General features: G+C 46.2%; 23 protein-coding genes. 6 read left to right on the forward strand and 17 right to left on the reverse strand.

What is annotated here, in order from left to right; genetic code table 11:
- Positions 1 to 299 precede the first annotated feature (299 nt).
- The 9 genes from K4039_RS27325 to K4039_RS27365 all read right to left on the reverse strand — a co-directional run bounded on the left by K4039_RS27325 (position 300) and on the right by K4039_RS27365 (position 14492).
- Positions 300 to 6299 carry an AAA family ATPase gene (locus K4039_RS27325; RefSeq protein ID WP_265239641.1) on the reverse strand — a complete coding sequence of 2000 codons (6000 nt, stop codon included), beginning with the start codon at positions 6297 to 6299 and terminating at the stop codon, positions 300 to 302.
- 162 nt (positions 6300 to 6461) lie between these two features.
- Entirely contained in the window at positions 6462 to 7184 is a 723-nt protein-coding gene (locus K4039_RS27330) for a ribonuclease HII (protein ID WP_265239669.1), read from the reverse strand.
- A gap of 1 nt (position 7185) precedes the next feature.
- The gene (locus tag K4039_RS27335; RefSeq protein WP_265239642.1) at positions 7186 to 9522 is read right to left on the reverse strand and encodes an Rne/Rng family ribonuclease; all 2337 of its coding nucleotides are present in this window, start codon (positions 9520 to 9522) and stop codon (positions 7186 to 7188) included.
- Positions 9523 to 10426: 904 nt separating this feature from the next.
- The gene (locus K4039_RS27340; RefSeq protein ID WP_321161668.1) at positions 10427 to 11374 is read right to left on the reverse strand and encodes a TIGR03936 family radical SAM-associated protein; all 948 of its coding nucleotides are present in this window, start codon (positions 11372 to 11374) and stop codon (positions 10427 to 10429) included.
- A gap of 103 nt (positions 11375 to 11477) precedes the next feature.
- Complete coding sequence (locus K4039_RS27345; RefSeq protein WP_265239643.1) at positions 11478 to 12431, reverse strand: asparaginase; 954 nt, start codon at positions 12429 to 12431, stop codon at positions 11478 to 11480.
- 158 nt (positions 12432 to 12589) lie between these two features.
- The gene (locus K4039_RS27350) at positions 12590 to 13090 is read right to left on the reverse strand and encodes a CGLD27 family protein (RefSeq protein ID WP_265239644.1); all 501 of its coding nucleotides are present in this window, start codon (positions 13088 to 13090) and stop codon (positions 12590 to 12592) included.
- 1 nt (position 13091) lies between these two features.
- Positions 13092 to 13520 (reverse strand): ribosome silencing factor, encoded by a 429-nt coding sequence (gene rsfS, locus K4039_RS27355; protein ID WP_265239645.1) that lies wholly within the window; start codon positions 13518 to 13520, stop codon positions 13092 to 13094.
- 120 nt (positions 13521 to 13640) lie between these two features.
- Positions 13641 to 14276, reverse strand: coding sequence for a bis(5'-nucleosyl)-tetraphosphatase (symmetrical) YqeK (yqeK, locus tag K4039_RS27360; RefSeq protein ID WP_265239646.1), 636 nt, complete (start codon positions 14274 to 14276; stop codon positions 13641 to 13643).
- Between the two features lie 45 nt (positions 14277 to 14321).
- Positions 14322 to 14492 carry a hypothetical protein gene (locus tag K4039_RS27365; RefSeq protein WP_265239647.1) on the reverse strand — a complete coding sequence of 57 codons (171 nt, stop codon included), beginning with the start codon at positions 14490 to 14492 and terminating at the stop codon, positions 14322 to 14324.
- Between the two features lie 3 nt (positions 14493 to 14495).
- Here K4039_RS27365 and K4039_RS27370 point away from each other — a divergent pair, with 3 nt between their 5' ends.
- The 4 genes from K4039_RS27370 to K4039_RS27385 all read left to right on the forward strand — a co-directional run bounded on the left by K4039_RS27370 (position 14496) and on the right by K4039_RS27385 (position 17230).
- Positions 14496 to 14771: a BrnT family toxin gene (locus tag K4039_RS27370; protein ID WP_265239648.1), complete on the forward strand. Its 276-nt coding sequence runs from the start codon at positions 14496 to 14498 to the stop codon at positions 14769 to 14771.
- A complete protein-coding gene (locus tag K4039_RS27375) occupies positions 14734 to 15009 on the forward strand; it encodes a BrnA antitoxin family protein (RefSeq protein ID WP_194009377.1) in 276 nt (91 codons plus the stop codon). The genes K4039_RS27370 and K4039_RS27375 overlap by 38 nt, the downstream gene beginning before the upstream one ends.
- A gap of 92 nt (positions 15010 to 15101) precedes the next feature.
- Entirely contained in the window at positions 15102 to 16343 is a 1242-nt protein-coding gene (locus K4039_RS27380; protein ID WP_375339843.1) for a Na+/H+ antiporter NhaC family protein, read from the forward strand.
- On the forward strand, positions 16340 to 17230 hold the full coding sequence (locus K4039_RS27385) for a DMT family transporter (RefSeq protein ID WP_265239650.1): 891 nt from the start codon (positions 16340 to 16342) through the stop codon (positions 17228 to 17230). The genes K4039_RS27380 and K4039_RS27385 overlap by 4 nt, the downstream gene beginning before the upstream one ends.
- Positions 17231 to 17283: 53 nt before the next feature.
- On the opposite strand, the gene K4039_RS27390 is transcribed toward K4039_RS27385, so the two are convergent.
- From K4039_RS27390 to K4039_RS27410, 5 genes are all read right to left on the reverse strand, one after another.
- Positions 17284 to 18033: a Uma2 family endonuclease gene (locus K4039_RS27390; RefSeq protein WP_265239651.1), complete on the reverse strand. Its 750-nt coding sequence runs from the start codon at positions 18031 to 18033 to the stop codon at positions 17284 to 17286.
- 138 nt (positions 18034 to 18171) lie between these two features.
- A complete protein-coding gene (locus tag K4039_RS27395) occupies positions 18172 to 19440 on the reverse strand; it encodes a WcaI family glycosyltransferase (protein WP_265239652.1) in 1269 nt (422 codons plus the stop codon).
- A 163-nt stretch (positions 19441 to 19603) separates the two neighbouring features.
- The gene (locus K4039_RS27400) at positions 19604 to 20038 is read right to left on the reverse strand and encodes an ATP-binding protein (protein ID WP_265239653.1); all 435 of its coding nucleotides are present in this window, start codon (positions 20036 to 20038) and stop codon (positions 19604 to 19606) included.
- Between the two features lie 545 nt (positions 20039 to 20583).
- On the reverse strand, positions 20584 to 21582 hold the full coding sequence (locus tag K4039_RS27405; protein ID WP_265239654.1) for a sugar transferase: 999 nt from the start codon (positions 21580 to 21582) through the stop codon (positions 20584 to 20586).
- A 223-nt stretch (positions 21583 to 21805) separates the two neighbouring features.
- Positions 21806 to 22474, reverse strand: coding sequence for a DUF3318 domain-containing protein (locus K4039_RS27410; RefSeq protein ID WP_265239655.1), 669 nt, complete (start codon positions 22472 to 22474; stop codon positions 21806 to 21808).
- A gap of 62 nt (positions 22475 to 22536) precedes the next feature.
- Between K4039_RS27410 and K4039_RS27415 the strand changes: the two genes are divergently transcribed.
- Positions 22537 to 22710 (forward strand): hypothetical protein, encoded by a 174-nt coding sequence (locus tag K4039_RS27415; RefSeq protein WP_265239656.1) that lies wholly within the window; start codon positions 22537 to 22539, stop codon positions 22708 to 22710.
- A 78-nt stretch (positions 22711 to 22788) separates the two neighbouring features.
- On the opposite strand, the gene K4039_RS27420 is transcribed toward K4039_RS27415, so the two are convergent.
- The 3 genes from K4039_RS27420 to K4039_RS27430 form a co-directional block, all read right to left on the reverse strand.
- A complete protein-coding gene (locus tag K4039_RS27420; protein ID WP_265239657.1) occupies positions 22789 to 22944 on the reverse strand; it encodes a hypothetical protein in 156 nt (51 codons plus the stop codon).
- Positions 22945 to 23161: 217 nt separating this feature from the next.
- Positions 23162 to 23533, reverse strand: coding sequence for a glycosyltransferase (locus K4039_RS27425; protein WP_265239658.1), 372 nt, complete (start codon positions 23531 to 23533; stop codon positions 23162 to 23164).
- Positions 23534 to 23590: 57 nt separating this feature from the next.
- The gene (locus K4039_RS27430; protein ID WP_265239659.1) at positions 23591 to 23821 is read right to left on the reverse strand and encodes a glycosyltransferase; all 231 of its coding nucleotides are present in this window, start codon (positions 23819 to 23821) and stop codon (positions 23591 to 23593) included.
- Here K4039_RS27430 and K4039_RS27435 point away from each other — a divergent pair.
- Positions 23821 to 24030: a hypothetical protein gene (locus K4039_RS27435; RefSeq protein WP_265239660.1), complete on the forward strand. Its 210-nt coding sequence runs from the start codon at positions 23821 to 23823 to the stop codon at positions 24028 to 24030. The genes K4039_RS27430 and K4039_RS27435 overlap by 1 nt on opposite strands.
- Positions 24031 to 24105: the final 75 nt, after the last annotated feature.

The raw sequence follows: 24105 nt of genomic DNA on the forward strand, positions 1-24105 counted from the left end.
AAAACCCGATTTCTTTGGTCGGGTGCGATCGCGAACTAAATCCCACAAGCTGACCGATCGCCAAATCTTTTCCCCTTCCCAGTCGCCGAAACCAAGCAATCTAGATACGTAGCAGCTTAGCTGAGCATAACGCATCGTACTGCGGTTTTACATCAATTTCCGGTAGAATCCGAGTTATTGACTTTAAAACGTTTTAATTTTTGCCATCCTCCCAATGGGGTAGATTGCAGCTTAGGCCCAAGCCAGTAATACCCGACCTAGGTTACTGCGTTATATTGTGCCGGAGATCCTTGACTTGCTCATACAGCGCTCATTGGCAAGAAAACATTAAATGTAGTTTGGCCCGGAATTGATTCTACCTCTATTTTCCCCTGATGTTTGTCAACAATCTTCTTGACAATATCTAGTCCCAAACCGCTGCCTTCTCCGGCAGGTTTAGTCGTAAAAAACGGATCAAATATTTTTACTTTAATCTCTTCTGGTATCCCCTTACCGCTGTCGCTAATGCTAATCTTAGCCTGCCCGGATTGCTCCGCTAACTCGATTTTTAGCGTACCTCGATAATCCATTGCTTGCAAAGCATTGTGAATTAAATTCGTCCAAACTTGATTCAATTCGTCGGGATAGCATATTATTGGTGGGATGTCGGTATAGTTTCTCACTACCTGAACGCCTTGTTTGAATTGATTTTGATAAAGGGTTAAGATTGTTTCAAGGCCTTCTGTAATAATCGCTGCTGTCTTTTCTCCCGACTGTTCGTAGTGAGCATAAGTTTTCAAGGCAAACACGACTTTCGAGGCTCTGTCTGTGGCCGTGTTGATAGTAGCGATGCCTCTTTTTAACTCAGAAAGTTTGTAGGCGATTTCTAGTACGTGCAAGCTATCGGGTTTTTGCAGCAGCGGCACAAAGCTGTCAATTTCACTATACACTCCCATCATTACTAGGCGATCGGCTACGATATCTGCATCGGCTATTTCTAATTCTTGCAGTTGGCTTCTCAAAGCTCTCTTTAATTTGCGTTCTTCTTTCGTTGATAAGTTTGTTTCTTGTTGCAGGGAACGCTGGAGTAAATTCAAAAAATTATGTGTTTCGTCTGGAGAGAGAGATTGAAACAGTGCGGGAAACTGTTCTAGAGTTTGATTTAAGAACTTAGAAACATTGCCGGCAGAGGAACGAATTGCACCGAGGGGAGTGTTAACTTCGTGGGCAACTCCGGCAACAAGTTGTCCTAAAGCAGCCATTTTTTCTGATTGAATCAATCCTTCCTGGGTGGTTTTGAGTTGTTGCAGAGTATCGCTGAGTTCCTGATTTTTCTGGTGCAACGCTGATTCAGCTTGTTTGCGATCGCCAATTTCTCGCCAAACTGTGTGTAGAATTTTTTTACCATCTACAGGAATTAATGTCAGCAATACTTCTACCCAAAAATCTTCTCCGTCGGTGCGGCGGTGCATCCATTCAAAGCGGTGACTTCCTCGCAAGAAAGCTGTGGCTGTCATTTCCTTAGATTTCTCAAAAGACTCTCTACCGTCAGGTTGAATCTCTGGGGAAAGTTGAGCTGGATGTAGGGAAAGAAGCTGTTGTTTGTCTGTGCAACGCATCATTTTAACCGTTGCGGGGTTGCAGTCGATAAAAGCGTTCCCATCTAACAGCAAAATCGCATCGCCCGATTGCTCATAAAGTTGTCGAAAACGAGCTTCTGACTGCTGGAGTTCTTGGGTTCTTTCTGCGACTTTGGTTTCTAAGTTGGCATAGAGTTGGGCGTTTTCTATGGAGATGGCGGCTTGGGAGGATAAAACTTTTAAGACTGCTAATCTGTCGGGAGTAAATGCACCTGTTGTCAGATTATTTTCGAGGTAAATAATGCCGATCGCCTTTCCTTGATGTTGGATTGGCAAACACAAAACTGACTTTGGTTGCTGTTGAATAATGTAACAATCAGCAGCCCAGGTAGTCTGGGCCGTGGCATCATTAATTACCAAAGTTTCTTGGGTTCGCCAAACATAGTTGATGATGGTGGTGGGAATTTGCTGCGAAACGGCTACCGAAGTAGAGGGGGTGTTGCAGGCTTTACCGCTAACGCATTGAGTTGCGATCGCCCATGAATCTCCCTCTGCCAAAATCATCGATCCTGTTTGGGCTCCCGCATTCTCGATCGCCACTTGCACTAAACTTGAGAGCAACCGATCCAGGTGAATTTCTTCTGACAGGGATTGAGATGCTTTGATTACTGTTGCCAAGTCCAGAATTTGAGAAACTCCTGAAGTAGTGCTTACGACAGTTCCTGTCATCATTTGGGCAATTGTATCGCCTGTGTTTAAGCTCGTTTTCTGATTGAGAATCGGGGCGATTAATTGGGGATAGCATTTTTCTAAATCTTCAACTTTTGCCCGGGCACCCCACCGCGCGTAGGCGTAGTAGGCATCAGTTAAGTAGACTTGGGCAATTTTTTCTTTGCCCCATTCAAGATAAAATTTGGCTGCGAGTTCGTGGGCTACTGCTTCTTCGTTGATGTACTCGTTTTCTTGGGCGAGGGCGATCGCGCGATCGTACATTTCCACCGCCTCCAGCCTTTCGCCTAGCACCTGATGCCGCCCGGCCTCTACCAGATAGAACTTATGTAAATGATTCATCGGAGCATGATGCGCCCACTTTTGCATTTTTTCTTGGTTATTTTTCACCCGATTGAGTATCACATCTTGTTCGGAACTTGAAGCCTCAGCAAATACAGCTAAATGTGCCAAAGAATCATAAAAATGGAACAGAGGGACGCAGATCAGTGCTGTCACGCTGCCTAGATATTGTTCGGCTAAAACAGCATTTTTTATAGCTTCCTGATGTTGACCAAATACATAGTTTAAAATTAGTTTATATAGGTAGATTTGATGAATTTGACAGCCATCATTTGCTCTAATAGCAGTTTTGAGTCCTTCCTCTTCATTGTAGGACTCACCAATTAAACAAGTGGGATTTGGATTATTACCTAAGAAATTCAGGACTACTTGCCGAACTAATGCGATCCAACTCAATAAAACTTCTTGCCGAATTTTACTAATAGCCTTGCTGTATGTTGATATCTTTTGTTCGACCTCCGTAAGCTCTTGACCCAAAAAACATGATACATCGCATATATGAAATCCACAATGACCGGCCATTTCAAAGTCTCCACTCTCCACGGCGCTTTGATATCCCTCAATCAAAACAGGTAGTGCTTCTCTAAGATGTTTTTTCCAGTGCAGGATCAGAGAACCCCAGACATTCAATACCTTAGCCTTGACTTTCTCAACATTGAGCAGCTCAGCCAAATTTGCAGCTAAGTAACCAAATCGATAACCTGTTTCTATATCTTGGACTACTCCACACAGAATTAATCCGTAAGTAGAATAACCAAATGACGACCAGGTGGCATTGCCATATTTGAGTGATAAATTAACCATTTTGCACACAATCAGTAACAGCACTGTTGGTGCAGCAACATAAGCAGCAGGAGCAATACTTGATAGGATATACATGGCTGCTAACGGTTCGGATTCAGTCATTTCGGGTAGATTAATTAACGCTTCGATGTCTTGTTCGGCACAGAGTAAAGCAGTTTCTTCTAGCCCTTTTTGAATATCGGACTGGCTGGGCGATTCTGGTAAAATTACTCCCAAATGTTTGAGCACTTGCAGCCCAATGCTAACATCTTCTGTGAGGTTCCCCTGGGAGGCAGCAGCTTGAATTTTTGCATCATAAACTTTTACTTTGTCCAGCATCGAAGTCGCTTGTTGGAGAACAATATTAGCGAATTTCTCCATCTGCTCAAACTCACCATTGAGATAAGCCACTTCTGCTGATTCCGAGTACAAAGCCAATGATAGCCTATACTGACGCTGCCAACTATCTACAGCTAAAAATTCTAGTCCGGTAGTTAAATATCTTTTTGCAGCACCATAGGCTATGGAACTTTTAGCTCTACATCCCGCAATTAAATTCAATTGAGCTAATTCATCTCGTTCAGTCGGAGCAATAATGAACTCCTTACCCATATTCAAATGGTTGACAATATCGAAAATTTTCTCTTCTATTTCTTCTGCCGTAGGGGCGCTGCCTCCGTTTCCACCCTTCCTTAATAACAGTTGCCCAATTTTGAGGTGAGTTGACTGTTTCTGAGATTCGGGAATTAAAGAATATGCTGCTTGCTGTACGCGATCGTGTAAAAATTTGTAGGGAACCGATAAATCAGATGTTTGTGCCACCTCTGATGATTCCGCATCCTGAAAGAACTTGTAAACTTCGCTGATAGGAATCACTAACCCTTCTTGCAGCGATTGCCATAAATCATCCGCTGTTTCTGTTTGAGATCGTTCGTGAACAATTGCCAGAGTTGATAAGTCAAATTGGTTGCCAATACAAGCAGCTAGTTTCAAAACTTCCTGAGTATTTACAGGCAACTTTTGCAACTGAATCGCCATAAACTCGACCACATCATCTGTCAAAGCTAGCGCCCTGACTTGGGCAATATCACACTGCCAATAACCACAACTAAAATCAAAAGCAATTAACCCATCGTCGTGAAGGAATTTGAGAAATTGAGTGGCAAAGAAAGGATTGCCTTGAGTTTTGGTGAACACCAGTTCGCTCAAAGGAACTGCTTGTTCTGGTGGACAACTTAGCGTATCAGCAATCAGGCAATTTAGGGAAGATTTATCTAAGGGTGATAAAGTAATTTGATTGACTATTGCCGCATTTTTACGAAGCTCGTCCAATGTCAAAATTAGGGGATGGGTACCGAAAACTTCGTTATCCCGATAGGCTCCGATTAACAGCAGATAGCGGGTATCTGTCTCACTTACCAGCAACTGCATTAGCTTCAGCGAAGCAGAATCTGCCCACTGCAAATCATCCAAGAAAATGACTAAAGGATGCTCTTTTGTGGCGAAGACTCCGATAAATTTACCGAAGAGCAAATTAAAGCGATTTTGAGCGGCAATTCCTTCTAGTTCTTGGAATTTTGGCTGCGGGCCGATTAGGTGTTCTAATTCTGGGATGACATCGATAATTACCTGGGCATTTTCACCTAAAACTTTTAAGATTTTGGCTTGCCATTTCTCTACATTAGTGCTGGTTTCTGTCAGTAATTGCCGGATCAAATTCTGGAAGGATTGCACCCAAGCAGAAAAGGGAATATCGCGCTTGAATTGGTCAAATTTCCCTTTGATGAAGTAACCGCGCGCTCCGACAATGGGTTTGTGTACTTCGTTGACGGCGGCGGTTTTGCCGATGCCGGAAAAGCCGGCGACTAGCATGATTTCGACCCCCCTATGTCCCCCCTTAGTAAGGGGGGATTCAGGGGGGTTGGCAACGCGATCGAATGCTGCTAATAATGTGTTAACTTCGGTTTCTCTGCCGTAGAGTTTTTCGGGTATGGCGAAGCGATCGCAAATATCTCTAGTCCCCAAGGTAAACTGGCTAATCTCGCCTGTTTCTTGCCACTGCTGCCAACAGTTTTCTAAGTCGAGTCGCAGTCCAAAAGCACTTTGATAGCGTGATTCTGGGTTTTTGGCCATCAATTTCATTATGATGTCATTCACCATTGCCGGGATGGTTGAGACGAGCTCTATGGGGGGAGTTGGAATCCTGGCCAGATGGGAGTGTACTAACTCCATCGGATCGGTAGATGTAAAGGGTAATTCTCCGGTTAGGATTTCGTAAAATGTGATTCCGAGCGAGTAGAAATCGGTGCGGTAATCGATACCTCGATTCATTCTCCCGGTTTGTTCGGGAGACATATACATTAGCGTTCCTTCGAGAACGTTAGGGCTGGTAATTTCTTGATTTTCTCTGGGCAAGAGGGAAGAAATACTGAAGTCGATGATTTTAATTTCTTTGGTATGGGGATTAATTAGAATATTCTGGGGTTTGATGTCTTTATGAATAATTCGATGGCGATAGAGTCCTTCTAATATTTGGACTGTCTGAATTGCTATTGGTAAAAAATCGCAGGTACTTAGTTGGTGAAGGGCGATATATTCGGCAAGAGAGATGCCTCCACAATCTTCCATGACTAAAGCAAAACCGTTGCGGTAGTTGGAGAGTGCTAGGGGTTGGACTATTCCTGTTAGGTCAAGATTTTTGGTAATTGTGTATTGATTGCGAAATTGTACGAGTTCGTTGAAACTGGGATATTCGCTTAATAAAATTTTGATAACGACAGGTTTTTGGTCTGATTGGGAAACGGCTCGGTAAACTTGGGTTCTGGCGCCGTTGTAAATGCGATCGAGGATGCGATACCCAGGAATTGTTAGTGATGTGTCTGTCATGGGATTTTGGATTTTAGATGTTAGATTTTAGTAACGGTAGGGTGCGTCAGAAGGTGTTTTTTGAGTCGGTAGTCAAAACCTTATAACCTGACGCACCCTACTACAATTGTCGATATTTTTTTGGAAATTTTTGATGGCGACGCACCCTACGACTGGTGAATTTTAAGATTCTCGGCAAGGACTAAATGACACCCGATGAAAGACAGACACACCGCAACGTTCTAAAGCTAATTTATGTTTTTTTGTACCATAGCCTTTGTTATTTGTCAAGTCATATTCGGGATAATTAACAGCCATCCGCAAGATTAATTCATCGCGCCAAACTTTGGCGACAATGCTAGCGGCGGCAATCTGAATCGATCGCGAATCACCTTTAATCATCGTCTCTTGGTCGATCGCCAAATTAGGTATTCTTTGATTCCCGTCAACCAAACACAAATCCGGCGTGACATTCAACTTCAAAATCGCGCGCTTCATTGCCAACAAAGAAGCCTGCAAAATATTCAGGCGATCGATCTCCCGCACCGAAGCCGCACCAATTTGACAGTCAACCGCCACAGCCCGGATTTTGATAGCTAACCGACTCCGGGCTGTGGCACTCAACTGCTTGCTGTCGCGCACCCCGCAACTTACTAATTCATCGAGAACCTCGTCGGGCAAAATGCAGGCCGCAGCCACCACTGGCCCGAACAAAGCTCCTCTTCCGACTTCATCTACACCTGCAATTATTCGAGGGAGAGGGGAGGAGTGGGAGAGGGGGAGAGTGGGAGAGGGGGAGAGATGGAAAGATGGGAAGAGAGTAAAAATTTCTGCTTCTTCCCTCTTCCCTCTGCCTTCTGCCTTCTGCCTTCTGCCTTCTGCCTTCTGCCTTCCCTCTTCCTTCATATCACTCATCCAAAACGGCTGATGAGCGACGACGGCGGCGGCGGTTGATGGCAGGTTCCTCGGGCTCATTGAACTCGATCGGCTCATTGAACTCGATCGGCTCATTGGACTCGATCGGCTCATCAAACTCGATCGGCTCATCGAACTCGATCGGCTCATCAAACTCGATCGGCTCATCGAACTCGATCGGCTCCTTTGAGAAAGCCATCACCTCGTCGGTTTCCTCCATCTCCTCAAAATCATCGGTTTCGTCGATCGAACTCTCGTCGTAAATATCCGCCTCATCATCCTCAAAAAATTCAGGCTCAACATTCTCAGTTACAGACATCTCTGCATAATAATCCTCTTCCTCAACATCCTCTGCTCCCGCCGACGGTTCAAATTCAAATTCGAGTTGCTCAAAAGGAGGCTGATTCGGGGGATTTCCGGGGAGTGTCACCGAAACGATCACATTCTTAGGATTTTTCGCGCTGCGATCCGTCAGCACCAAAGGAGAAACCCCCATCAGAGCATAAACATCCTGTTCCTCTGGCGTCATTTCCACCGAAATCACCTCAGGAGGCTCCACCATCGGCTTCAGCAGCTCAGACTTAGTTGGGCGCACGCGATCGAAATCCTCGCGCCTGCCAACAGTCGTCATATTCACCACCAACCCGAAGCCCTCCGAAGCTGCACGGATGCCGGGGGGAGCCTGATACTCAGAGCGCGTATCCACGACGGGCGCACTCGAAGTATTCGGCAGCCGCAACTTGCTGCGCACCGGTTCCTCTTCCACCACCGGCACGGCAAAAGGCTCTTCGCCAATGCGGCGCCGCCGTCGCCGTCTGGTTCCGTTGCCCAAATCCTGATAGCTGGGATGGTTGAGCAAGTCTAAAGCCGAGGCGTTACCGCCAGTTTCAATAAAATCCAAACTTTCGCTCTGAGGTTCCCAAGCAGCCCGCTGTGGCTCTGGAGAACGTTCTTCTCTGACTGGTGCAGCAGTGGCAGCAGCCACAGGCGTTAAGCTGCGACGTTCCACTCCTTCTGGCAAGTTCAACATCACCCGGTTGGAGGTAGCCACAGTGCGATCGGCCGATTCTCGCACCGCTGGAGCCATGTCATCTTCGCCGGGGAGTTGCACCAGATGACCCAACCCGCTGCAAGTAGGGCAAGTGTGGCCGAATAACTCGTAAATATTTTGACCTTGGCGTTTGCGGGTGAGTTCTACCAGTCCCAATTCCGACAGTTGAGCGATTTGCGGTCGAGATTTGTCAGCTTTCAGGGCTTTATTGAAATGTTCCAGCACCTGCAACTGATCGCGGCGGGATTCCATGTCGATAAAGTCAACAATAATCACCCCGGCAATATTGCGGAGTCGCAGTTGTCTAGCAATTTCCGTTGCTGCTTCGCAATTTGTCCAGAGTACCGTTTCGCGAGCTGTGGCCGATCGAGTAAACGAACCAGAGTTGACATCAATCACCGTCAAAGCTTCTGTGGGTTCGATAATCACATAACCGCCCGAAGGCAAGTCTACCCTTGGTCTGAGGGCTTCTCGAATCGCAGCGTTGACGCGGAAAAATTCTAAAATCGAGGCGCGCTCTCGGTGGTGGTCGATCAAAACTCCCGCAGGAAGTTTACCGCCATTCCAGCTCATCAACTGCTGCTTGACTCGCTTAATCCCATTTTGCGAGTCCACCACAATCCGATTCACGTCACCGCTGAACATATCCCGCAGCACCCGCTGGATAAAATCGTCATCGCGGTTGAGTAGTGCCGGCGCCCGCGTGGAACCACCTTCGAGTTGAACGGTTTCCCACTGCTTTTGCAGGACTTCCAAATCTTCCATGATGGCTTCTTCGGTCTGGCCTTCGGCTTCGGTGCGTACCAGCAGCCCCATCCCGGCTGGTTTCACCAAAATTGCTAGGGCTCGGAGGCGGTTGCGCTCGACTTCCGACTTGATTCTGCGGGACAGATTGACTCCTCTGCCGTAGGGCATCAGTACCAAATAGCGGCCCGGCAGGGTAATGTTGCCTGTCAGCCGCGGGCCTTTGCTGCCCGTGGGTTCTTTCATCACCTGTACCAGCACTTTTTGCTGCGGGGTGAGGAGTTCTGTAATTGCTCCTGCCGATCGCTTGAGCCGCAGTGGGCCAAGGTCTGTGACGTGCATAAACCCGTTGCGTTCTGGGTCGCCAATATTGACGAAGGCTGCATCTATCCCAGGGAGTACATTTTCAACAATTCCCAAGTAAATATCACTGACTTGGTGGCTGCCTGTGGCTACCACGAGTTCTTGGATTTGATCTTCTGAAAAGACGGCAGCAATGCGATGCTGCTCTGCTATAACTATCTGCTTTGTCATTCATTTTCCTCAAAAAACTGGCAGCAAGTTAGAGACACTAACGCTGAAAAGTGCCTCTGACTTTAACTGTAATTAGTAGTAGTTTGAAGAGTTATTAGCTGTGAGTTGGTGCAGGGTGGAAGGAAATTTAACTGTTAACTGTTCACTGTTAACTTAACTATTAACTGTTACAAATTAAGTGCCTAAACCCGCCCTTACAGAGTTATGAGTTATGCTCAGCAGATAAATCTGAGAGATAGAAATAAGGAGGCTTTTATCGAGTTAGCAATATTGAGTTTTAAGTTGAGAATTGCTTTCCTCAATACTCAGAATTCAACACTTGCAACTCTTCCTTTGAACTCAGCGAATAAATTCAGTGACACTCCCACCAATTTCTTAACACACAACTCAACCCAAAAAACTGATAACTCCGCTTGTCTGGTGGTTGAGGGCTGGTTTTGAGCGAAAGTAAGTAGGAGTGAAAGCGCCTAGATTTTTGTTGAATTCTTGCGCGATCGCACTCAACAGACTCTACTCTTGGCATTCGACTGCAACCTCCGCCCCTGCCAACCCTAAAACCTTGTCAAAAACATCTATTGTTGAATACCCGCTCTGCGGCTTGAACCATAAGATTTTTGAATAAGCCGACGATCTACAACCAGTCGATCGATCGAAATTAATCAATCAATTTGGTTCATGCTCCGCTCCTGCGGGTTTAGCGCTAGATTTAGCCCGTGAATGTACAAAAAGGCTTGAAGTCTTGAACAGAAGCAGTTTGCACCCAGCCCGCGTTGCTGGTTGACTCTTAGCGACGAGCGACTAAAGCGCTCAAGCCGCTGCGGCTTCCATAACAAGCAATTATAGCTTGACACGACACATCCCGACGAAAGCCGAAGGTGAAATATTCCACCACGGCTTCCCTATTTTAACCATAACTCAGGATTAGCTGACTGCGCTGAACTTGCACAAGTTGAATTTCTTGCTGGCTGACTTGTTCCAACATGAACACAAGATGTTCTGGCTTCAGCAAATTACCATCGCTGCGACAACTGCCGGTATAGCGCAAGACGGCTATACTTTCAGATTTACCGCCATTCGCGCTAGTTTCTGGTTGCTGCTCTACAAGCTCTAGTTTATGCAGCCGATCGCGCAAATTCACATCCTGAGTCTTACCCGACTTAGTAGTGTGCACCCGCCAAAAAGCCTCTGTTTGGACGATCGTCCGAACCCAAGCTTCCCAATTCGCATCAGCAGCGACGCAGACAGGAGCAGAATTCTCACCTTCTAATTCAGGATTTTCTGCCAACGAGCCTGTTGCTGCGACAGTAATCATGTACTCAGCGGCTTCTAACAACTGACTAGCAGAAGGAGCTTTGAGATCGATCGACTCAACCCTGTAAATCGGGATATTTTCCGGCAGAGTCGCCGCCAATTTTTCCCGAAACACATCAAGATCGATCGACTCAGTGAGTTCAAAATCAGCAATTTCCCCAGTGCTCGTAACACCCAGAGGCAGGGCATTTGCCACAGAAATTCGAGGATTCGGGTGAAAGCCACCGGTAAACGAAATCGGCAAATCGGCCCTGCGGACAACTCGATCGAACAATCGGAGCAAATCCAAATGACCAACCAAAGCCATATCGCCTACCTTTCCAAACCAAACCCGAAAACGCTGTTTCCGTTCCGTATTCGGCACAAACTCCCCAGCAAATGCAGGAATTGGCAGCGCATCCACAACCACATTGTGTCCGAAATCCGTGCCACAAACCCCGCAGCGCGAACACCCTTCAAAGGAACAGTCAGGAACCGTCGCGGCTTCTAAAGCCTTTTGCAAGTCAAGCTTTAGCCAGTTTTTATCAATTCCCGTGTCCAAGTGATCCCAAGGCAGAGGCTGATCGAGAGAGAGGGGGAGAGAGGGGGAGGGGGAGAGGATTGTTGGTCGGTTATCTAGATATACAATTTGAATGCAGAACAACTTAAAGCATCGAAACTTCCCCCACTACCTCCAAGCGCTTAAATTCGCTGAGAGTCAGGTAAGTGTCAGAAAGAGTTTCGGCGATCGTCGGAGTAATCCAGCCCAACTGCTTGAGCAAATGAATCGCCACAGCAAATTGAGCGCGCTTGCCACCATCCGTTATCTTAATCGCCAAACCCATGCCTTCGCCAACCCGGCCAATGCACTGCACCCCTTCGGCGCCGGACTTGCTCACCAATTCGCCTTGAGTCAAGCGCATCAGTTCCGTGTCAAATTTGCCCTCACCGGCAACCATCATCGGGTGGTGAGTCATAGCCCGCACAATCCGCTCCATATCCACATTGTCGCCGGAGGCCAACTTAGCGTACAAAGACGCCATTTGTCCCAACTGCAATAGATAGGTAGGAGCGCCGCAGTCGTCGCGAGCGCTGATAAACTCTTCGGCAGGCATTGACAGCAAGTCAGCCACCTTGCCCAAAATAAGCTGCTGGACGGGATGTTTACGGCGCAAATAAGTTTCCATCGGCCAGTGCATTTGCTGACAGACAGCCAGCATTCCGGCGTGTTTGCCGGAACAGTTGTATTGCAGGGGGCTTTTTTTGCCTTCAGGAATGGGGCATTGAAGTTTAGATGGGTCTATGTCGCAGCGCCACAGGACGTTAAACACCTGCCGCGATTGCTCGATCGTACCTTGATGAGAACTGCAAATAATCGCTAAATCTCGATCGGTCAATTCGTAGCGTTCCAAAGTGCCGCTCGCCGTCACAGCCAAAGCTTGAAAAGGCTTGAGAGAAGAACGGATAAATGTCGCCGTTTCCGAGTTACCGGCAACGGACAGAACGCGCCCGCGCTTGTCGCAGACAGCGGCTTGGGCGCGGTGCCTAGATTCCACAATACCTTCGCGCAGCAGTGTGACTTCCAGTTCGGGAGCTTGGGTTCGTTTTCCCCTTGTCATATCAATTTTAGATTTTAGATTTTAGATTTTAGACTGGGGATCGTGAAAGTTTTGAGTTGCCAGTTGTAATTTGTGAGTTGCGGGTTGCTTCGTTAATGTTTTGGCGATCGTTTTTCACTCAAAACTCAAAACTCAAAACTCCCCTGTTCCGTTCCCGATTACAAACAATTCCAAATTAGTCCCCCGGCAACCAGCAATACAGTCAAACCATAAAATGTCTGCCGCAAACGCCTAAGAATTGGTTCTAGTTCGTAGTTGACTATCAATTGGTCTTGAGCTAAAACTTCGGGAGTTTTCGGCCAAGCTTGACAATCGTACCAGCCAGACTCTTCGTAGACGACTGTGGGATTGTCCAGGCGCGATCGCACGTAGAACCAACCCAAGTAAAGTCGCAGCAAAGCTAATCCTAGAATAAAACCGGCACCAGCAGCACCGCACAGCAAAAACTGAACTGGATACTTGCCTGGAGCAAAGCTGGCTGCTGCGAGTGGCCCGGATATCAAGCAACTCCAACCGCATACCCAAGCCAGTTTTGCCAGATATGCGGGCCAATCGAGAGTTACCCAGCTAAAAAACCAGGATTCTGTAAGTTCTTGGTATTCATTAACTGGGCGCTGTTCTTGGGGAACAGGACAAATAGAAACAGAAGCGTTTTTCACATTAGCGTTCCTCTGCGACTGAAAAATCAAGGCGATCGGCGTGTCCCCAGAACGCTTCTAAATTGTAGAATTCGCGCTCTTGAGGTTTAAAGATGTGGATAATCGCGTCGCCGTAGTCCATGACGACCCAACTGGCGTCTGATAGCCCTTGTGTACGCAGCGGCAACCGTCCCCATTCTTCTTCTATTTGGTCGGCGATGGCTTGGGAGATGGCTCGTACTTGGACGTTGGAAAATCCGGTGACGATCGCAAAGTAGTCTGCCAGATAGCATACTTCTGACACTTGGAGCAATACAATATCAACTGCTTTGCGGTCATCGGCAGCTTGGGCAGCCGTGAGGATCAAACCGCGCGCTTCGTCGGTTGGGGACATGGCGTCGGTTACTGTAGACTGAGTTCTGGAATATTCGAGTTGGGTTAGATCTGACATTAAGTGTTTAAGTTCCTAATTGAGACAGTAAAGGGGAATCGGTTGTTGGCGGTTTGAGACTGGAAATAGGAGTTAGGTGGAAGCCAGAAGTAAGTACAGGATTGCTGGTAAATTTTACTTTTAACTGGTGATTTGTTCGATCGACTTCCCTGTCGAATTTCCTGTTTCCGGCGATCGGCGAGCCATTTGCAGCGCCCAATTGCGCGTAAGTACGGTGCGCGGGTGAATGTAGCAGCGAGTTTCTAGCAAATATCTCAGAGAATAATCGCTAGTTTGCCACACGGCTGCATAAAGATTTTGCATACTTGCTTCGCGCAGTGCTTCTAGTTGGGCTGTGTTGCCGCGGCTCGGCTCTATGGTATCTGCTACAAATACGGTACAACTGAGCTGGCTCATGTTTGGTCTGCCGAGGGTGTGATTGGCGATTGCTGCCAAAATTTCTCGATCGACCACCCCGAATTCGTCTCTAGCGACGATCGCGCTGGCGTCTGCGTGCAGCAGGTGCGGGTGTGCTTCCAACACTGAGTCTAACTCTAAACCTTCCTTCTGAGCCATTTGCAGGAGTAGTTGGGGTTTAAAGTATTTTGCCAAATCGTGCAGCAAACCGGCCGATCGAGCTTTTGCTTCGTCGAGGCCGTAATGGCGAGCCAAGTCACCTGCTGTTTGTTCGACTCCGAGGATATGTGTGATGCGGGCGGCAGGAACGCGGTGTGAGAGCCAAGCTAGGACGTTTTCGCGCGTAGGTGCAAGTGTCAAATATTAACTCCCAAATTGTAGGATCTACTATTTTAGCGTTTTGTTTTAATAGAGTGCGGTGTCGGGTAGTAGCGGTGTTGGGATATCTGGGATGATTGGGGTGAAGTGGGCGAAGGGGGCGAAGGGGGCGATCGGCTTTACCTGAACAATCCAAATATCTGTTAAAGTAAGTGGCTGTAACGACAAATTGTAGTTACAATATCTAGTGACAATCAAGGTATGGAATTTGAGTGGGATGAGACGAAACGTCTTACCAACCTTAGCAAACATGGAATTGACTTTATCGACGTTCCATTAGTTTTTGATGGAGAAATCGTAACAGTTGAGGATGAACGATTCAGTTATGGAGAGCAAAGGTTTGTGACTTTTGGTTTGTTGCAAGGGCGAGTAGTCGCTATCGTCCATACAGAACGAGAGGAATGTACTCGCATTATTTCTGCTAGAAAAGCAACTAAATATGAACAACGAATTTACTTCGAGCAAATCTCAAACTGACTGGCAACGCCTAGATGCCATGACTGATGAAGATATTGATTTCTCTGATTGCCCTGAAATTACGCCTGAAATGTTTGCTAAAGCCGTAGTTGGGCGAGGCTTGCCCAACCCTAAGACTAAAGCTCAAGTTACCTTACGCATTGACAGTGATGTTTTGGAGTGGTTTAAATCTCAAGGTCGTGGTTATCAAACCCAGATCAACACCTTACTGAGAGAATACATGAAAGCCCATCAATAATGGACTTGATATTATTTCTAATTATTTCATTTGTTTTACTTTTAGTTAGTGCCATAAAAGGTTATTTTGTACTTTATCCGTTGCTAGCTTCTATGGCAATTTTTATTGCCATTTTGTTGAGAAGGGGATTTCATATAAACAGCTTAATCAAAATGGCTGTGGCTGGCAGTCAAAAATCTTTTTCAGTAATCAGTATTTTACTGTTAATCGGGGCAGTCATGGCCGTCTGGATGGCTGCGGGGACGGTTCCGGTTCTCGTATATTGGGGAATTAAATTGATTAGCCCTCAGTATTTTATATTTTGGGCGTTTATCTTAACTAGCATGGTTTCTGTGCTGCTGGGAACTTCCTTTGGCACTGTGAGTACGATCGGCATTGCTTTAACGATCGCAGCCAAGGGCAGCGGTGTCAATCCCAATACGATCGCGGGGGCAATTATTGCCGGAGCTTATTTTGGCGATCGGTGTTCTCCGATGTCTTCTAGCGCTAATTTGATTGCCGCCATTACCCGCACAGACATTTATACGAACCTCAAAAATATGGCGGTAACAGCTTTTTATCCGCTGATTGCTTCCAGCATCTTGTATTTAATCTTATCCTTAGCAAATCCCGTAGAAGTTGCTGGGAACAACCTGGCTTTTGAACTTGGCAAAGCTTTCAATCTCAACTCGATCGCTTTGCTGCCAGCCTTGACAATTTTAATTCTTTGTGTTTTGCGAGTTGAAGTCAAAATTGCCATGACTGTTAGTCTAATTGCCGGAAGTGCGATCGCCATTTTCCTCCAAGGTTATTCGCCGCTGGACATTCTGCAATTCGCGATCGCCGGATTCAAGTTAGAATCAACTTCTAGTTTAAAAGATATTGTGGCGGGAGGAGGGATTTTGTCGATGGTCAAAGTTTCAATAATTGTGATTGTATCGACAGCATTTGCCGGCCTTTTTGCGGGAACTAAAACGCTAGAATTTATTGAATTGTATCTAAACAAAGCTCGAACGAGAGGCGATTTATTTTGTGGAACGACAATCATAGGAATGTTAGCGGCTGCATTTGGCTGCACCCAAACAATCGCCATCCTTCTGACTCATCAGTTAGTTGAGGAAAAATATCGAAAAGAGGGATTAGATAATTATCAACTTGCTGTAGACTTAGAAAACACCGCTGTTGTGATTTCTCCATTAATTCCTTGGAATATCGCCGGATTAGTGCCTGCAACCATCTTGAGTGTCAATTCAGATTTTATTCCTTATGCCTTTTATTTATATCTAATTCCCATCTTTAACTTAATTCAAATGAAACTGACAAAATTACCTCAAAAAATCAACCCAAATAAATGAACAATAAAATGTCAATGGGTTATTCTTTGGCAGTAGTGGCGACGGTTATTTGGGCTGGTAACTTCATCGTTGCTAGAGCTTTGAATGAGGATATTTTCCCAGTGGGTTTAGCTTTTTGGCGATGGACGATTGCTGTGGCAACTTTGGCTCCATTTACTGTGCGGGCGGCAGTTGCTGACTGGAAATTGATTAAAAAATATCTCCTTTACTTGACTGTATCGGCGCTTTCCGGCGTGACTACTTTTAATACTCTAATCTACGTTGCCGGCCACACAACTTTAGCCGTGAATATGGCGTTAATTGCGACTTCTTCCCCAGTTTTTATTGTACTTATGTCTCGTATCTTTTACGGAGAAACTATCTCGTTAACGCGCGCAGTCGGTATTGCGATCGCAGTCAGCGGTGTTGTACTGTTAATCGCGGGAGGTTCGTTAGAGAGGCTGCTGAGTATTTCGTTTGCGATCGGCGATTTGTATATGTTGTTAGCATCTATCATCTTTGCTGGCTACACGATGCTGGTAAAGCGCAAGCCACCCAACCTGCGGATGACAACTTTCACTTTATCGACTTTTAGCTTGGGGCTGTTGTTTTTATCGCCCTTCTATGCGCTGGAATGTTGGATTTATCACCCTGTAGTGTTCAATCCTTCGATCGCCCTGGCGTTACTTTATGTCGGGGTTCTGTCATCGGTGGTGGCGTTTATGGCATGGAATCAGGCGATCGCCCTCATTGGCCCGAACCGCACAGCCTTAATCTATTACCTGATTCCAGTGTTTAGCGGTATTGCTGCGTGGCTGTTTCTCGGTGAAGCGATTTCGTTGGTGCATATTTTTAGTACATTGGCGATCGTCTGTGGCATTATTATTACTAACCGCACTGACTCATAAAATATTGGCGATCGGAAATGGGCGGAATTTAAAAATTTCCGTCAAGATTCCCCTCACAACTCCGGTTCAATTCCAGCCGATCGCAATTGAGCCCGCAACTGCTCTAATTCTTGTTCAGCGCGATCGGCCCTTTCAGAGCCCGCCAACAGCAAATTGCCTTCACTATCCCACCAGCGCAACCAAGGTAACTCCATATTTTGATACCTTCCCTGCCAAATTCCCAATTCAACACCCAACGGTTCAATCGGATAATGGCCGCGTTCATTTGCCGCAACCAATCGGTAGCTATTTTCCATCAGAGCATAAACTTCAACACTCGCCTTACTTACCTCATAAATAGCATAAAATCCCGCATGAATCACATTTTCATAAATCCAGAATTTACCAGGCTTAGTTTCCTGTTGACCAGTTCGCAATAAAGGCGTTCTGTCCCGTTCTTCGGCACCATTTCCCGATACAAACTCTAACACAATCAACGGTGAAATCAATTCTTGCCACATCACATAAGAACGGCGCGATTCACCATCAAGCGTTGGCGGCACATTGGGCACATAAAACCAGTCCGGTGCTTCCGCGCCCCGTTCTAACGGCTCAGTTAATCGCCAATAAATGCCGCTATCTTGACCGATACAGTAGTTACCATCGGGATGAATTCTTTCGAGAATGGGAGTAATGGAATCCGTTAACAGAATGCTTTGGGGATGTTCTTGAAAATTTTTCACAAAAGTACCGTCCGATTCTGGTAGCTGAGTGTGATCTGGCCAGCCTGTAGGATTGTTTTCTACATCAAGGGTAAATTTCATAGTATTATTTTAATCCCAAAGATTGTTTGAAACCAGCCTTATTTCTTTGAGTGCTGTTCCCGGCTGGGTTGTAGAAGTAAGGGTTCTCGCGACAGCACTACAAAAGCCAAACAGATGTTCACTAACCCAATTATCTGATCACTTTGGCAGCGGTGCCAAGACTTTCTCAGCATGACTCGCCGCCACCGCCGCAAATAAAGCCTCATAATGATTCAAAGCTTCCTCAAATCCGTAATTCTCCACAGCATAATTTCTACCTTGCTCGCCCAACGCATTCACCCGATCGCGATTTAAGAACAAATCCTCCACAGCATCAGCCAAAGCCTGCGGGTCTTCCGGCGCTATTACAACCCCGCCACCGCTTTGCTGGACTGCTTTGTGGGCTGTACCAGTTTCAGGAACCGACGCCAAAATTGCCCGGCCGCTGGCGAGAAGTAATTGAATTTTTGAAGGCATATTGAAGTTAGTAACGCGGCGCTTTTGTACGACTAAACTAACATCCGCAGCAGCTAACAATTCGGGCAATTTTTCTCGCGGTTCAAAGGGCAGTAACATTACATTGGTAGCTTTGTAAGTTTCGCAATCTTTTTGCAAGCGCGCGAGTGCTGTTGATTCTCCCACAATTACAAAAGCGATTTCGGGTATGTGTTTTAAACGAGCCGCTGCTTGGACAACTGTTTGCAAGCCTTGAGTGAGGGCAATATTTCCAGCATAAAGAACGACAAATTTACCCTTGAGTTTGTGAGTTTCTCGAAAGGAGTTATTTTCTTTGGGTAAGGGGCGAATGAAATTAACATCGACCCAATTCGGAACGCAAACTATTTTTTCCGGGGGTACTCCCTGAGAGTGCAATTTTTTGATAAAACCGCTGTCGATGACGCTGACTTGGCTGGCTGTGCTGTAGGCGAATTTTTCTAAGGCGTCAGCAATCTTAATTAGCAGTCCGTTTTTTTTCACCAAGCCGACGCGCACCGCTGCTTCTGAGACGATATCTTGAACGTTAAGGACGATCGGGATATCGCGACTCCAGCCGTAAAAGGCGACTGGGACGCAAATCGGTAAAGGTGGCATTGTCGAGAAAATCACGTCGGGGCGCCAGCCTCTGAAGGCTTGGACGGCGCTGGAGACGACAAAACTACCGTCTAGCAGGAGCCGGTCTAGCAGGCTGGGGTGAGGGCCGTTGACGCGCAGGTAGCTGCGCTGAATTGTGACGCCGTTCTGTTCTTCGGTGAGGTAGAATTTGCCCCGATATTGCGGATAAATCCGGCGCTGGGGATAGTTGGGCATTCCTGTGACGACTCGGACTTGGTGGCCGCGCTTGACTAGGCCTTGCGCTAGTTCTGTCATTAGGGGGGCAATGCCGATCGGCTCTGGATAGTAGTTATAGGAATAAATTAGAATACGCATAATATTTAGTTTGAAGCAAATTGTCCTGCCACCGCTAACTCCAGCCTACACCCGTTGAATTGCAGAGGATGTAATTGGGTTCCCGGTAGCATAACAGGGGGCGGCGCTCAGACCCCTTGCCGGAGCGACAGAAGCTGCCCTGGAGCGGGCAGATCTGGCGCTATCACGTAAGGTTTTTGCGCATTACCAGGCAGTTGCGATCGTCGGTACGGATATAGCAAAGCTTGTCTGTGAGCTTGTACATAAACACCAGTCCCCTTTCTCCTTCTCTGTCCAACGGATCGCGCTGCTCTTGGATGATCGAGTCCAGTTTTGCTTTCAGGTTGAAGGGTTGACCCCTGTCCCAAATCCTAATTTCTAAGTCATCGGCAAACACTTTTACCTCAAGGTCGATCGGCGTCTCGGACGGCAAGTTCTGGTGAGCATGGCGGACAGCATTTGTAAACCCTTCGTTAACAATCAGGCTGCACTGCCACCACAAGTCGTGTGGTATCAGCGGCAGAACAATATTCTCCAACCATTCCGAAACTTGTGTCAGAGCCTTTAGGTCTGTTTTAACCTGAAGGTGGAACTCGGCAATTGGTTGCTCGTCTTTCATTTTTCTTCTCCCTGGTCGCCCCCCACCACCGCTGTACTCAGCGCAGGTTGGAGAGGAAAAGGAGGGCAAGGTCTTGGCAACATATTAGTTAAGTCAAGCTTGAATTGAAGAAGCCCGTTTTGCCTCAAGGTGAGCATTCCTTTCGCACCATTTACTCGCACAGAAAATGAGAGACTTCCGATACTGTAACCTGCCTCGGTAGGGCGTTTGAATAGGAAAAATTCCCTACCGAGGCAGCTTGCGATGAGTGATTTGAGCTTCGACCGTGTTAGCAGTCGATACTTTTGTCAACACACCTGAGTTCTTGTCATCCTCGAAAACCCTGCTGGCGTGATTCGAGTACGATCTCGAACTCGCAAATTGCTAATTAATACTCCGATCGCAGAGCTGGCAACTAGCTGCACATTTTCTGTGTGAATTTTAACACTTAATGCTAACGTAAGTATCGCGAACGATCGCCTGCTTAATTTACGTATCAAGTTCGAGTTCCGGCTGTCCAGAAAGCAACAGCACCTAAAATTTCAGCGGTGGGTTGTTGACCGCTCTTACATAGCGCCACTATTTTTGTTAAACAGCACAGTTATGGTTTTAACAATTAGTTTCAGGTCATACATCAGACTCCACTCTTGTTGGTATTTTAAATCTAAACGGATGACATCTTCAAAATCGCGCACTTTAGAGCGACCGTTGACTTGCCATTCACCCGTCATCCCAGGTTTGACATCCAAACGCTGCCACTGAGGTACTTCATAGCGGTCAACTTCGTCTGGAGTCGGGGGTCTGGTGCCGACTAGACTCATTTCGCCTTTGAGTACGTTCCAAAATTGTGGTAGTTCATCAAGACTGGTTTTTCTCAAGATGCGCCCGACTTTGGTAATCCGGGGGTCATTGTCATTTTTGAAAAATGCGCCGGAGGCTTGGTTTTTGATTTGGGATTTCATAGCTTCGGCGTTGGTACACATCGAGCGAAACTTCCAAATCTGAAATCTTCTGCCCATCCAACCACAGCGGGTTTGCGCAAAAAATATCGGGCCCGGATCGTTAATTGTGATAGCTGCGACTATCGGTATGAACAATATTCCTGTAATTATCAAACCAACGATTGCCCCAACGATGTCGATGAGTCGTTTTACCCACGATTGCACCGAGGGGTGCGTCATCGGTAGGTGATTGTCAGAGGAGTTGGTCTCTGTGGGAGTTGAGGTTGCAGAAGGTTGCTCGATCGTCAGCACTTGATCTAGGCTGGTGAGAGCAAATACTGCCATCACTTGTGGCTTGAGGCTCCGAAGCACCAAGTCACTACCGCGCTGTTTGGCAAATTTCAGATTGCTGACTAAAGCACCGATCCCGCTACTGTCAATAAATGTCGTCTGACTGAAGTCTATGACTATTTTGCTGGGAACGGTGCTTCCAAAGAAAAGTTGCTGGCAGGTTGTCTTGAAGTTTACGGCTTCAAGTACGCTCAAGCGCACGGGTATGTGAACGGAGGGAATCTCGTCCAAGTACGTAACCCGAAAATCTGCCTCTGGGGTTTGGCTGACCATGAAGTCCTAGTTTCAAATTTCAAGCTGATGTCTTTAGCCTATTCTGTCCTAGCAAATCCACTATTATTGTTATTAGAAGGCTAGCTTTATGTAAACTTTACAATAATACCCGAAAATTCTGTTGCCAAGGCTAACTACCGTAGTCAACAGTCAACTGTTAACAGAAAAGTCAACAGTTAACGGTTAACTGGAAAATCTTTGTAGCCAGCGTCGGGGAAGAAGATCAAGAATTGTAGACGTTTTCTGACTGCGAGGTTTCGCGGGTGATGGGTTTGACTTTGGCTTTGGCTTTCGCTGCGTTGCGTTTCAGGGCCTGGAGACGAGCTTCGTATTTAGCCCGTTGAGTTTTTTTGGAAGTTTGCTCGATTAAGGTTTTTAAGGCGCTGCCGAGGCTTTTGTAGGCGTTTGGGAGAGTGTAGCCGAAGCGGGTGGCTAGGGCGAGGGCTTTTTCGTCGGCGTCTACTGCTTCTTTTAAACTTTTGTCTCCGTTGTTTTTTTGGTAAAGCCTCCAGCCGGAGACGCCGCACAAAGATACGGCCAACAGCAGCAGCAAGCCGTCTTGCACCCAAAGTTCGCCGACGGCGCCGCCTAAACCTATGGCGAGGGCTGCCATTTCCCAACCGTCTCTGGGGATGGTGTCGTTTTGGATGCGGGCGACTTCGTGCCAAAATAGGAGGTTGCGCTGATCCATTGCTAGCTGTTCCCAGCGGATCAGGTCTATTTGGATTTCTACCTGGTCTTTGCCTATTTCTTCGCTGCGGATCAGGGTGGGATTAACTTCTATTGTTTTTTCTACTGTTACCCAACTTTGGAGTTCTGGGGGCAGTATATTTTTCAAGCGCCGGATCTCACTCATCTCGGCTCTTGCTGTAGAGGTTGCATAGGATGTCATAGCTCCGGCCTATTGATTTTCTAAAGGTTAATATTGTGTGTATTTCTGGAGTATAGCAAACCTTGAATCCAAATATAGCGGAGCTACGGGGGTCGATCGACCTTTTGGCAATTTTACTGGATTTTACTCGCGTTGTGGGCGATCGCGTTGTGGGCGATCGATCGATTCCTTCCGACTATTTCATCATTTGTTCTAAAGTATGCTTGGATTTTTGTAAATCTTCTAGGCAAAATTGAGAGTTGCAAAAGCCGTGGGAGGCTATTTCGTGGTGTTTTGAGACTTCTCTGATTGTATCTCGGTTGTGGAGTGCAAAGTTAGCTGTGACAAAAAATGTGGCTGTAAATATCTAATCTGTCGAGAAGTGCCATAATCTTTGACAATCCTCCGCTAGAAATTTCAAATTTTATTTCGTCTGGCAGGGGTTGACCGTATTCTTCAGGGATGTCAAATTCTTCTAGGTCAAAGCTCAACAAGATTGATTGATTTATAGTAGCCTGCGCGGTCGTTGTATCTAATTTTAAACAAGCAGGTCAACATTTTTAGGGAATTTTTAAGTATATTGATTTGATAAATTTTGTAGAGGTATTGCTGGGAAACTCTGGCGGTCATTTCACCAATTGTATATCCTTTATTTTTAGCTAAAAAAGTAGTTTAACATCAAATGAAAATCCGGTAATTGTTTGTCTTTTAAATATTTCTTGGGCCGGTATTTTTTTTAAACCCTTTGAGTCCGACTTGCATATTTCTATAGGATAGATTCAGGATTAATCTGGAAATTAAGTTAAATATTTTGCAGGCTATTTTTATGAGTAAGGTAAGATTTTGGAAGTTTTCTAGATCGAGATTTGTGCAACCAATTACGACATCAAATTTTTCTAATCTTTCTAGTAAGCGTTCGAGGTGTTCGAGGGAGTAAGCTAAGTCGCCATCCATGAAGCAAATGCAGTCGGCCTCTGCATATTCGCTGCCTTTTTTTACGGCATATCCTTTGCCTTTACCAGAAAGAATTGGGTTAAAGCCGGAACCCTTGTAGGGAGAAATTAAAAGCAGACTATTCATTACTCCAATCCTCTTCCTGACCGGGAGAGGTCGCCCTCAACTGTCAACTGTCAACTGTCAACTGTCAACTGAATGAAGGTTGCTATAGGAAATTAGTTTGATGTGATGTGCGGGGAAAGCTTTGAGTTTGTTTTCGATAATTTCCAGTGTATTGTCGGTGGAGCCGTCATTAACAATGATAAAATTGTAAGCGTGATTTTTTTGAGAAAATTCTAAAATTCTGTCAAAGGTTTGCTCTAGGCAATTTGCTTCGTTGTAAACAGGCAGAATTACTGCGATTTTCATCATTGTTGTTCGATCGCGCTTTCGCAGAAATATGCTACCACCTCGGAGGAGAAATCACAAGTCAAGAAAATCACCTAGAAAAAATTCGGGGAAAAAATAAGCATTGTCAACTTTCGACTGGGTTCCAGGAAAAGTGCGATCGCCATAAATTGTATCATGCTAGAGTTGACCTAGCTCATCTTTATGGAAGGTACGGGCGATCGACAATCTAGACACTCCCAACACCTGAGTCCGAAAAACCCTCATACTACCGCCTGAACTATATACCTCATGAGGTTGTAATTGTC

The organism is Lyngbya sp. CCAP 1446/10, assembly GCF_026130175.1.
Classification (GTDB): Bacteria; Cyanobacteriota; Cyanobacteriia; order Cyanobacteriales; family Microcoleaceae; genus Microcoleus.

What these genes read in the sequence shown, in the direction of transcription:
- K4039_RS27325 (WP_265239641.1), bottom strand. Translation starts at nt 6,299, where the DNA reads ATGACAGACACATCACTAACAATTCCTGGGTATCGCATCCTCGATCGC.
- K4039_RS27330 (WP_265239669.1), bottom strand. Translation starts at nt 7,184, where the DNA reads ATGAAGGAAGAGGGAAGGCAGAAGGCAGAAGGCAGAAGGCAGAAGGCA.
- K4039_RS27335 (WP_265239642.1), bottom strand. Translation starts at nt 9,522, where the DNA reads ATGACAAAGCAGATAGTTATAGCAGAGCAGCATCGCATTGCTGCCGTC.
- K4039_RS27345 (WP_265239643.1), bottom strand. Translation starts at nt 12,431, where the DNA reads ATGACAAGGGGAAAACGAACCCAAGCTCCCGAACTGGAAGTCACACTG.
- rsfS (WP_265239645.1), bottom strand. Translation starts at nt 13,520, where the DNA reads ATGTCAGATCTAACCCAACTCGAATATTCCAGAACTCAGTCTACAGTA.
- K4039_RS27370 (WP_265239648.1), top strand. Translation starts at nt 14,496, where the DNA reads ATGGAATTTGAGTGGGATGAGACGAAACGTCTTACCAACCTTAGCAAA.
- K4039_RS27375 (WP_194009377.1), top strand. Translation starts at nt 14,734, where the DNA reads ATGAACAACGAATTTACTTCGAGCAAATCTCAAACTGACTGGCAACGC.
- K4039_RS27380 (WP_375339843.1), top strand. Translation starts at nt 15,102, where the DNA reads ATGGCAATTTTTATTGCCATTTTGTTGAGAAGGGGATTTCATATAAAC.
- K4039_RS27385 (WP_265239650.1), top strand. Translation starts at nt 16,340, where the DNA reads ATGAACAATAAAATGTCAATGGGTTATTCTTTGGCAGTAGTGGCGACG.
- K4039_RS27390 (WP_265239651.1), bottom strand. Translation starts at nt 18,033, where the DNA reads ATGAAATTTACCCTTGATGTAGAAAACAATCCTACAGGCTGGCCAGAT.
- K4039_RS27395 (WP_265239652.1), bottom strand. Translation starts at nt 19,440, where the DNA reads ATGCGTATTCTAATTTATTCCTATAACTACTATCCAGAGCCGATCGGC.
- K4039_RS27400 (WP_265239653.1), bottom strand. Translation starts at nt 20,038, where the DNA reads ATGAAAGACGAGCAACCAATTGCCGAGTTCCACCTTCAGGTTAAAACA.
- K4039_RS27405 (WP_265239654.1), bottom strand. Translation starts at nt 21,582, where the DNA reads ATGGTCAGCCAAACCCCAGAGGCAGATTTTCGGGTTACGTACTTGGAC.
- K4039_RS27410 (WP_265239655.1), bottom strand. Translation starts at nt 22,474, where the DNA reads ATGACATCCTATGCAACCTCTACAGCAAGAGCCGAGATGAGTGAGATC.
- K4039_RS27425 (WP_265239658.1), bottom strand. Translation starts at nt 23,533, where the DNA reads ATGAATAGTCTGCTTTTAATTTCTCCCTACAAGGGTTCCGGCTTTAAC.
- K4039_RS27430 (WP_265239659.1), bottom strand. Translation starts at nt 23,821, where the DNA reads ATGATGAAAATCGCAGTAATTCTGCCTGTTTACAACGAAGCAAATTGC.